General features: G+C 36.6%; 9 protein-coding genes and 2 pseudogenes. 1 reads left to right on the top strand and 10 read right to left on the bottom strand.

The features are described 5' to 3' along the window. Positions 1–884, bottom strand: an 884-nt coding sequence (pheA, locus tag AFK68_RS25685) for a prephenate dehydratase (protein ID WP_094676236.1), incomplete at its 3' end; no start/stop codon positions are given. 691 nt (positions 885–1,575) lie between these two features. On the opposite strand from pheA, the gene AFK68_RS25680 reads away from it, so the two are divergent. Further along, positions 1,576–2,166: a DUF1997 domain-containing protein gene (locus tag AFK68_RS25680; RefSeq protein ID WP_094676234.1), complete on the top strand. Its 591-nt coding sequence runs from the start codon at positions 1,576–1,578 to the stop codon at positions 2,164–2,166. An 888-nt stretch (positions 2,167–3,054) separates the two neighbouring features. Here AFK68_RS25680 and AFK68_RS25675 read toward each other — a convergent pair. The 9 genes and pseudogenes from AFK68_RS25675 to AFK68_RS42585 all read right to left on the bottom strand — a co-directional run. Further along, positions 3,055–3,693, bottom strand: coding sequence for an LON peptidase substrate-binding domain-containing protein (locus AFK68_RS25675; protein ID WP_094676232.1), 639 nt, complete (start codon positions 3,691–3,693; stop codon positions 3,055–3,057). 220 nt (positions 3,694–3,913) lie between these two features. Next, positions 3,914–4,213, bottom strand: a pseudogene (gene rpsJ, locus AFK68_RS25670) (30S ribosomal protein S10); the annotation flags it as partial. A gap of 1 nt (position 4,214) precedes the next feature. Beyond that, the coding region (gene rpsJ, locus AFK68_RS25665) for a 30S ribosomal protein S10 (protein WP_371357559.1) at positions 4,215–4,439 on the bottom strand (225 nt) is incomplete at its 3' end. 166 nt (positions 4,440–4,605) lie between these two features. Continuing rightward, positions 4,606–5,835, bottom strand: coding sequence for an elongation factor Tu (gene tuf / locus AFK68_RS25660; protein WP_094676228.1), 1,230 nt, complete (start codon positions 5,833–5,835; stop codon positions 4,606–4,608). 382 nt (positions 5,836–6,217) lie between these two features. Further along, a pseudogene (gene fusA, locus AFK68_RS25655) lies at positions 6,218–6,494 on the bottom strand (elongation factor G); the annotation flags it as partial. A 1-nt stretch (position 6,495) separates the two neighbouring features. Further along, a partial coding sequence (gene fusA / locus AFK68_RS25650) for an elongation factor G (protein ID WP_143438254.1) occupies positions 6,496–8,502 on the bottom strand: 2,007 nt, incomplete at its 3' end. Positions 8,503–8,843: 341 nt separating this feature from the next. Then, positions 8,844–9,314, bottom strand: a complete 471-nt coding sequence (rpsG, locus tag AFK68_RS25645; protein ID WP_094676238.1) for a 30S ribosomal protein S7 — start codon at positions 9,312–9,314, stop codon at positions 8,844–8,846. A 390-nt stretch (positions 9,315–9,704) separates the two neighbouring features. Next, complete coding sequence (rpsL, locus tag AFK68_RS25640) at positions 9,705–10,079, bottom strand: 30S ribosomal protein S12 (RefSeq protein ID WP_094676223.1); 375 nt, start codon at positions 10,077–10,079, stop codon at positions 9,705–9,707. A 514-nt stretch (positions 10,080–10,593) separates the two neighbouring features. Then, positions 10,594–10,708: iron-sulfur cluster assembly accessory protein (locus AFK68_RS42585; protein ID WP_143438253.1), on the bottom strand; the 115-nt coding region annotated here is incomplete at its 5' end.

The raw sequence follows: 10,708 nt of genomic DNA, 5'->3' as shown, positions 1-10,708 counted from the left end.
ATTGCCATAATAGTATAACTGCCAAAGATTTTGAGGATTTTGGTATAGGTTTTCAATTCTTCTATTGCTGCCTTAACATAATTATGATTACTATTCGCTTCTATATCAATAAAAAATAAATAATCCCCTAGAGATAGTTTCGTAGGACGAGACTCTATTCTACTCATATTAATCTCCCTTTTGGCAAATACTTGTAATGGTTGAACTAAAGCTCCCGGTACATTTGCAGGTACAGTAAAACCTAAAGAAGTAAAAACTAAATTTTCTGGTTTATTTATCCTATTAATTATCAGTTTTAAAGCCGAATTTTCTATTTCTGTACTTCCTTGTTTCAACACCCAAAAGCGAGTACAATTATCAGGATAATCATTAATTGGGTAAGCTAATATAGGCAATTGATAAAGTTCAGCAGCTCTTTGAGAAGCGATCGCTGCGGCACTCCGATCTGTTTCTAAATGCTCTAATGCTTCTGTGGTAGAATTAGCTGGAATTTGTTGTACTTGTGGCAAAAACTTTTCTAACCAACTTTGACATTGAGCTAAAGCTTGTGGATGAGAATAAACAGTTTTAATCTCTTCAAAATTACTCGCTAATGATATTAATCCATGAGAAATAGGTAAGACTAATGCTGTTTGAATTTCTAAAATATCCAATTGCCAAAGTGTATCTAGAGTAATAGTAACGCTTCCTTCAATAGAATTTTCTACAGGTACAACTGCCAAATTAACTTCCCCTTTAGAGACTGCCCATAAAGTTTGAGCAATACTAGGATATGGGCACAGAATAGATTTTTGACCAAGCTGACTTAGTTTGTGAGAAAATGCCACTGCTGCTGTCTCTGCATAAGTTCCAGCAGGGCCAAGATGTGCGATAGATATGGTCATTTCAATTATCAGTTATTAGTTATTATAGGACTTACGCAAAGACAATGTATATAGTGTTCAAAACTATAACGTTATAGTTTTTTTACTCTATATATAGTACATCTGCGTAAGTCGTGTATTAGTTAACCTCCTAGAGAGGAACTTTGTTAACAGTACCTTCTACTGAATTAGGAGGCAAGAAAATCCGCAATTTCATTTTTTATTCCCTTTTTATTCCCTTGTAGAGCGAAAGTGGCACAGCTAAGAGAATGCTTGAGACCTGATTTCTTCCTCATAAAATCCCGTTCTGTTTTAGATTTTATATTCAAGGAAATCTCTAGAAATTAAAATAATTTACACTTTGCAAAATTAAATTACATTTGTTTACTTAGTTCTCATTAATAAGGCAGTATCATTTATGAGAATTAATTAATTTTACCTAAATCCGATCCTAGTTATTGACCAAAGTTGAGTAGATACTTTAATATGATCTGAATCACATTAATAAATGTGAATTTTAATTAAAATTTAGCCATAAAATATTGATTTTTTGAAAAAAATATGNATTTATGAGAATTAATTAATTTTACCTAAATCCGATCCTAGTTATTGACCAAAGTTGAGTAGATACTTTAATATGATCTGAATCACATTAATAAATGTGAATTTTAATTAAAATTTAGCCATAAAATATTGATTTTTTGAAAAAAATATGATTATAAGATTTACTGCTTCACAATCAGTAGATATTCCTGTAGTAGAGGAACAAGTTCCTATTCAGCATTACCTGCGTCAGCCAAAGCGTTTAGTAAATGCTTTGACAGACCCAACAAGATTAGAGCAATTAGATCGAGATTGTTTCCGTTTGAAAATGCGTCCACTAAGCTTTATGATGTTGACTATTCAACCAACTGTAGATATGCGGTTGTGGTCTAGTCCTAAAGGCAAAATTTACTTAAAGTCAGAGAGATGTGAAATTCGTGGGATAGAGTACATAAACCAACGCTTTAGTCTAAATCTGATTGGCATTCTTGAACCCATTCAAATAAAAGGAGTTACTCATCTCAAGGGTAAAGCTGATTTAGAGGTTAAAGTAGAATTACCCCCTCCATTATTGTTAACACCATTACCAGTTTTAGAAACAACTGGTAATGGCTTGCTCAAAAGTGTATTAATGACAATTAAACAAAGACTAACCCATCAATTATTGGTGGATTATCATAAATGGGCTTGTGATGAAACTAAGGTATTAGCTCAAAGTGAACAAACATCTATTTTAGCTTCTGGGAGCCAAAGTGTATGATTGAGAAGTCTTGAGTTCTACTGCTTCTCGTCCTAAATATCAAATTTAATTACAGGACATACTTCCTATTTTCAGAGCAGTTTCCGAAGCTATAGTCATTTCACTTTAGATTGAGACAAAGCTTCCTTGCTATGAGGGAGTTTCAGACGAAAAAACTTCTCATTTTTAAGTTAAACTACNTAAATATCAAATTTAATTACAGGACATACTTCCTATTTTCAGAGCAGTTTCCGAAGCTATAGTCATTTCACTTTAGATTGAGACAAAGCTTCCTTGCTATGAGGGAGTTTCAGACGAAAAAACTTCTCATTTTTAAGTTAAACTACTATATGAGGTACAGTTGTTTTTATTCTTTTCTATTCCCTATTCCCTATTCCCTATTCCCTATTCCCTATTCCCTGTTCCCTCAAACTTAAAATTTTGTACCTCATAACAACGGGAACCTCTGTATGATAGTAACTGAGCAATTGCAGAACAATTGCTAGGAATTTTTTAAGAAGAAAAAGACAATTTAGGTAGTAGGAAGTTTAGTTTATGATTCACTTCCTACTACCTAAATTTTGATATACCATTCTATTAAGCACCTACACAGAATTGATTACCTACTCTAATTATCTGTAAGCCTTGCAGTAAAAAGGTTTCAAATTTGGAAAATGTGTAATTAATTTTGTGTCCCTGCTTATTTCCAATGTTTGTTTACTGGAATTTATTATTAGAAATAATGGGCGTTGGTAATTTTGCCTATGATTTATCTTAAAATGGCGATTGGCTAACTCCTAATTGAAAAGCATTTTATATTTTACAAACTTGGATTTCATAGCTTGAATAACCAACGCCAAATAATATTCCATAAACATAATGTTTTGAACTTACAAAACTACTAACTTATTATTTTAAAGTATCTTTAAGAACAGTTCTCGCGGCAAGATGATTCCGGGTAGAGCTGAGAATTTCTACTTCTCTTTCTAGTCTAGCAGCAGTATCTTGCATCTCCAAAAGAGCTTGCTGTTCAGTTGCCACACCATAAAGATTGCTAGCTACCCAATACGATAATTCTTTAGGTAAATTAGGAACATCTTCCGGTAGCTCTATTCTCTGATCCATCAGTTTTCCAGAAAGATGAACCACATCTCTAAGTAATAACTCAACTTGATTTGCTAACTCTCCAAGCTCGTTTTCTGAAGGGTCATCTTCTATCCATTCAACTAAACCAACTAAATAAGGTTTTTCTCTCACTGTGTCTAAAACTCTAAATCTTTGCTCACCTATAGTTAAAACCTTCATTCGATCGTCAGGTAAGCGTTGATAATCCTCAATTTTAGCGCAGCATCCAGTTGCCACAACTTGATCTTGAGCAGAATCCCACATTAAAACTCCAAATTTCTTATCGCTTTCTAGAATTGTATTCATCATAATTCTATAGCGAAATTCAAAGATATGTAGTGGTAGAGGTCTACCTGGAAATAATACTACTTCTGGTAGTGGAAATAGGGGAAGTTCTCGAACAGCTACAGAAGAGGATGGCATTTTCCTAGTATTAATAGATTTTTGGTACTTATTATTCTTATACTTTAGCGGATTTTTCTATACTTGGATATCTATATACTTATATTTTTGAGAATTTTGACATAAAAATTGGGCATTGCTAAATAAATGTATGATTTCAGAAGTATACATTAGACAATAACTTCAGGCCATGGGCATGATTAAGAATTCTCAAAACTTACTTGCTCATGGCTTAATTTCTCTATAGCTTCACCTCAATATCTACACCTGCTGGTAAATCAAGTTTCATCAAAGCATCAATTGTTTTTGAGGAAGGTTGATAGATATCTATAATTCTACGATGAGTCCTTGTTTCAAAATGTTCTCGTGAATCTTTATCAACGTGGGGCGATCGCAACAGACAGTAAATGCGTCGTTTTGTGGGCAAAGGTATTGGCCCAATTGCTGTAGCTCCGGTTCTATTTGCTGTATCTACAATTTTGTCACAAGATGTATCCAGTAAACGGCGGTCAAATGCCTTCAGACGAATACGAATTTTTTGNTCTACGATGAGTCCTTGTTTCAAAATGTTCTCGTGAATCTTTATCAACGTGGGGCGATCGCAACAGACAGTAAATGCGTCGTTTTGTGGGCAAAGGTATTGGCCCAATTGCTGTAGCTCCGGTTCTATTTGCTGTATCTACAATTTTGTCACAAGATGTATCCAGTAAACGGCGGTCAAATGCCTTCAGACGAATACGAATTTTTTGCTGTTGAATTGTGGCCATTTCTCTTTAATTTTCTAGGTTCAGATTTTTAAGTTTTCAATTATCAATTGCTAGTTTTATTGACTGGCAACAGACTATAAAAATTAACTTTCATTAATAAGTAGCAGAAAAGCAAATACCAATTATAGATGAGCTTTTCTGCCACTTAATCTCTCAGGAAGTTGTTCTACTCTACAATCTTAGAAACAACACCAGCACCAATAGTCCTACCACCTTCACGAATTGCAAAACGCATACCTTGTTCTATAGCAACTGGGTTGATTAGTAGAACTGTCATTTTGATCCGGTCACCAGGCATTACCATTTCTGCTGCACTACCATCATCAGCAGTAAAAGACTCAATAGCACCAGTCACATCTGTTGTCCGGATGTAGAATTGAGGACGATAATTTGGGAAGAAAGGTGTATGACGGCCTCCCTCCTCTTTTTTCAGAACATATACTTCTGATTCAAATTTCTTGTGAGGAGTAATAGAACCTGGTTTAGCTAAAACCATACCACGTTGGATATCAGCTTTCTGCATACCACGCAGTAGTAATCCTACATTATCACCAGCCATTCCTTCATCCAGAATTTTCTGGAACATTTCCACACCTGTAACAGTGGTACTACGAGTTTCTCTGATTCCCACCAATTCAACTGTTTCGCCCACTTTGACTTTACCACGTTCAATCCGGCCTGTAGCTACAGTACCACGACCAGTAATAGAGAATACGTCCTCTACCGCCATTAGGAAAGGCTTATCAACATCACGTTCTGGTGTAGGAATATACCCATCCACTTCATCCATCAGAGCCAGAATTTTATCCACCCACTCATTTTCACCCTTTGCTATATTTGGACTAGCTGTTAGTGCTTCTACTGCTTGTAATGCCGAACCTGCAACTATAGGGATATTATCACCATCAAAATCATAGTCACTTAATAGTTCTCGAACTTCCAATTCTACCAATTCTAATAGTTCTTCGTCATCAACCATATCTTGCTTGTTGAGGAAAACTACTATATTAGGAACCCCTACCTGTTTTGCTAACAGAATATGCTCACGAGTTTGGGGCATTGGGCCATCAGCAGCCGAAACCACCAAAACTGCGCCGTCCATTTGAGCAGCACCTGTAATCATATTTTTTACATAGTCAGCGTGGCCAGGGCAATCAACGTGTGCATAGTGACGCCCTTCTGTTTCATACTCTACATGAGCAGTATTAATTGTAATACCCCGTGCCTTCTCTTCTGGAGCTGCATCAATATCCGCATAATTCCTTGCCTTAGCCTTTCCTTGTGCTGCTAGACTCATTGTAATTGCAGCAGTCAAGGTTGTTTTACCATGGTCAACGTGGCCAATAGTTCCAATATTGACGTGAGGCTTATTTCTTTCAAATTTTGCGCGTGCCATTAATTACTTGTTCCTTTTTTCCGTTGTTAATTCCGCTTCGCTCAAATTACGAAACAGATGCACTGATTAATAATAGATAAATTTTCCCAACTCTGCCTATCCCCTCACCAATGGATAATTGATAATTAATCCCCAGAGGTTTAAAGCCTCTCCTTTTAAGGAGAAAAAAGAAATAAGATATCCTTATATTTATCCTATGGTTTTAATCAGAGGTAATTATCGATTATCAATTAATGAACTAATCTTTATTAGCTTTTGTTTTAGACAATTGCCTACTTTTTGGGTAAATTGCAAGTTTTTATCTAGTTATCAGTGACTTTATTTTCACATTATCCAACCCAAAGCTAGTATTTTAACTTAAAAAACACAATTTCCCAAACTACTAAGCATATCCTCTGCTTTTAGCAATGATAGTCTCAGCTACATTACGGGGCACTTCCTCATAATTACTAAATTCCATCGAAAAAATACCACGACCTTGAGTTTTTGACCTCATATCAGTAGCATAACCAAACATTTCTGCTAAAGGAACCTTTGCCGTTACTTTAGCCATACCTGTTTCCATACCTTGACCCTCTATTTGTCCTCTTCGAGAATTCAGGTCTCCAATAATATTACCGATAAAATCTTCAGGTACTTCTACCTCTACTTTCATCATANAAATTCCATCGAAAAAATACCACGACCTTGAGTTTTTGACCTCATATCAGTAGCATAACCAAACATTTCTGCTAAAGGAACCTTTGCCGTTACTTTAGCCATACCTGTTTCCATACCTTGACCCTCTATTTGTCCTCTTCGAGAATTCAGGTCTCCAATAATATTACCGATAAAATCTTCAGGTACTTCTACCTCTACTTTCATCATAGGCTCTAATAACACAGGTGAAGCCTTAGTAACACCTTCTTTAATTGCCATAGAACCAGCAATTTTAAAAGCCATTTCCGAAGAATCCACATCATGGTAAGATCCATCTACCAGAGTAGCCTTAACATCTATTAATGGATAACCAGCTAAGATTCCTGCTTCACAAGCTTCTTTCATTCCTTGCTCTGCTGGACTAATAAACTCTTTAGGAATTGTACCTCCAACAATTTTGGACACAAACTCAAAGCCACTACCAAGCTCTCCAGGCGCTAATTCCACCACAACATGGCCATACTGACCTTTACCACCGCTTTGCCGGATAAATTTACCCTCGACCTGAACCTCTCCGCGAATAGTTTCTCGGTAAGCTACCTGTGGTTGACCCACATTAGCTTCCACCTTATATTCTCGAAGCATCCTATCTACCAAGATTTCCAAATGAAGTTCACCCATACCAGCAATCACCGTTTGATTGGTTTCTGGATCGACACTCACCCGGAATGTAGGGTCTTCATCAGAAAGAGCCTGAAGAGCCTGAGACAATTTTTCCATATCTTGTTTGGTTTTCGGTTCCACAGCCACAGATATAACTGGCTCAGGAACATAAAGAGACTCTAAGATAATTGGATGGTCTTTATCACAAACTGTATCTCCTGTCAAGGTATGTTTCATACCTACAACTGCCCCCAGATCTCCTGCCTGCAGTTCATCTACATCTATTTTTTCATCAGCTTTGAGAACAATTAGACGAGAAATTCTTTCTTTCTTACCTTTAGTAGAATTTAAAATATAACTACCTTTAGCAAGGACTCCAGAATATACCCGGAGAAAAGTGAGACGACCATAAGGATCTGACATAATTTTGAATGCCAGAGATGCTAGGGGTGCATCATCATCTGCTGGCCTCACATCTAATTCCCCATTTGGCAATGTACCTTGAATGGGTGGAACTTCTTTAGGGGCAGGTAAATAATCTACTACTGCATCTAATAAAAGCTGAACACCTTTGTTTTTGAAAGCAGAACCACATAGCATAGGTACAATTGTACCTGCAATAGTACCTTGACGGAGAGCTTTACTAATTTCCTCTGCTGTAAGTTCTTCACCTTCAAGATACTTTTCTGTCAAAGCATCATCAGTTTCTGCCACTGACTCAACTAACTTGAGACGATATTCTTGAGCTAACTCTTCTACTTCTGCTGGAATCTCAGTTTCTTGAATATCTGTGCCCAGGTCATTGGTATAAATAAAAGCCTTCATTCTCACCAAATCTACAATTCCCCTAAATTCATTTTCACTACCAATAGGAATTTGAATAGGAACTGCATTAGCGTGGAGGCGATCGCGAATTTGCTCATATACCTTAAAGAAATTAGCCCCTGTCCTGTCCATTTTGTTAACAAAGGCCATACGAGGCACTTTGTAACGGTCAGCTTGTCGCCAAACCGTTTCTGATTGAGGCTGTACTCCGCCAACAGAACAAAAAACAGCTATTATACCATCCAGAACCCTCATAGAGCGTTCCACTTCTATTGTGAAATCCACATGGCCTGGAGTATCAATAATATTAATTTGATGGTCTAACCACTTGGTACTAATAGCAGCCGCAGTAATAGTAATTCCACGTTCTCGCTCTTGAGCCATCCAGTCGGTAACTGCGGTGCCATCGTGAACCTCTCCCATTTTATGTACAATGCCAGAATAAAATAGGATTCTCTCTGTTGTTGTTGTTTTACCAGCATCAATATGAGCTGCAATGCCAATATTTCGCACCCGCTCCAGTGGCATAGTTCTTCCCACAGTTACCTCCTTTCCTTAATTGATAATTGATAATGGATAATTGATAATTAGAAGGTATCTATAAAATAAATTTAAGGCATCTCAAAGTTGAGGTTTTCCTCGGTTAGAGCGAATCACAGCAGCTCATTATTAAGTTGAACCATTAATTTGCACCTCACCCACCCTACACCAGGATTTAATATTTTATTTTCTAGATACTTTCTTAGGGTTTGCTGATTAAATCTCAACCCTTTACCTACCCTTTACCCATAGGTCTTGAAGCCCTTTTGGTTAGGGTTAGGAGCGTAATGAATAATAAATAATCAATAAAAACTATCTCTAATTATCCATTATCCATTGAATTAGTAACGATAGTGAGCAAAGGCTTTATTAGCTTCTGCCATTCTGTGAGTTTCTTCTCGCTTGCGAATAGCACTACCCGTTTCGTTAGCTGCATCCATCAATTCATTGGCCAATTTCATAGCCATTGTTTTTCCACCTCTGGATCTAGAATATTGCACTAACCAACGCAAAGCCAGGGTAGTTCCCCTATCAGAGCGTACTTCCATTGGTACTTGGTAAGTAGCACCACCTACACGACGGGCCTTAACCTCGACTAAGGGAGTTACATTCCGGACTGCCTTTTCAAATAGTTCCAGTGGGTCGGAATCTGTCCTTTCTTCAATAGCTTTAAAGGCATCGTACACGATATTAAAAGCTACAGACTTTTTACCGTGATGCATTATGCGCCGGACAATCATACTCACTAACCGACTATTATATTTTGGGTCTGGAGGAACGGGACGTCTTTGAACAACTCTACGACGAGACATAATATTATGACAACCAATAAATTGTAAAATGAATAATCGACTTTTGACACTCTCGCCGCTCTTGCTTTCACGCAATTCGGGAGATTCTTGCTTCTACTCCTCTTAACTAGACAATAGTTATTACCAATGGATAATGATAATTGATAATTAATCCCGAAAGGTTTAAAGCCTTCTATTTCAAGAGAAAAAAGTGCTAGGAGATTTCCTTATCTTAAATTTCGTTATGGTTTTAACCGGAGGTAATTATCCATTATCAATTAATATAATAACTATGTCCCCGTCAGACCGAATCCACAAGCATTTTAGTTTAGGGTCTACTGACTGCCTGGTAGCAGACGGCTCTAGATTCTTTATTTGTTACTAATTTCTTGAATTTTGCATTTTAATAATTTAGCCTTTAGGCTTTTTCGCCCCATATTTAGAACGACTTTGTTTACGATCTTTGACTCCGGCAGTATCTAAAGTTCCACGAATAATGTGATATCTCACACCAGGTAAATCCTTAACCCTACCACCCCTAATCATAACTACAGAGTGTTCCTGTAGGTTATGACCAATACCAGGGATATAAGCGGTCACTTCAAAACCAGAAGTTAGACGTACCCTAGCTACCTTGCGGAGAGCTGAGTTAGGCTTTTTAGGTGTAGTCGTATAGACTCTTGTGCATACTCCACGACGTTGAGGGCAACTTTTCAGTGCCGGGGATTTAGTTTTCTTCTCTGTTTCTTGACGAGCTGAACGAATCAGTTGTTGAATTGTGGGCATTAGTTACAGTTATTCTTGATAATTTTTTTTATACTCTCGCTACAAAAGTAGAATAATTCGAGGTAGAGTTTACTTAATAAATTTTTTCCCCATACTCTCATAGCAGTATCTGCAAATTTAGGCAAGCTACTCTTAAGATTATCTTCAGTTTTTTAACCGAATATATTCTATGTTAGTTTCAATAGAAAGTTACACTAGATTCCAGCTTGGTGAGGTACACCCATAACAGAAAAGATACCTGAACTACAAATATTTAATTTTTAATATTTGTACGTCATATACGATCTAATCTTCTGTATATTTGCCTAATAGCTAATATTGAGATAATTAATCAAATAATTAATTTGATTAGGAATAATTTACCGTTGCACCAAATAAATCTGTGGTGCAACGGTCTACTTTTGAGGAAGTTTTGGAAAATTAAGGAACATTTTTTTTGGCTTTATTCCTAGTTATTCCAAATAACTTTACAAACAATCTTTTATATTAAGTTATTTAGATGCTTTTGTCAACATCAAACAGAAAAAGAATTACCACAACCACAAACAACTTTAGCGTTAGGATTGTTAAATCGGAACCCTCCACCCATAAGATCCTCAGAATAATCCAAGGTTAATCCATTCAGATAG

The organism is Hydrocoleum sp. CS-953 (genome assembly GCF_002260545.1).
Taxonomy (GTDB): domain Bacteria; phylum Cyanobacteriota; class Cyanobacteriia; order Cyanobacteriales; family Microcoleaceae; genus Trichodesmium.
Note: the sequence above shows the minus strand (reverse complement) of the source record. Positions and strands in the feature narration are given on the sequence as shown.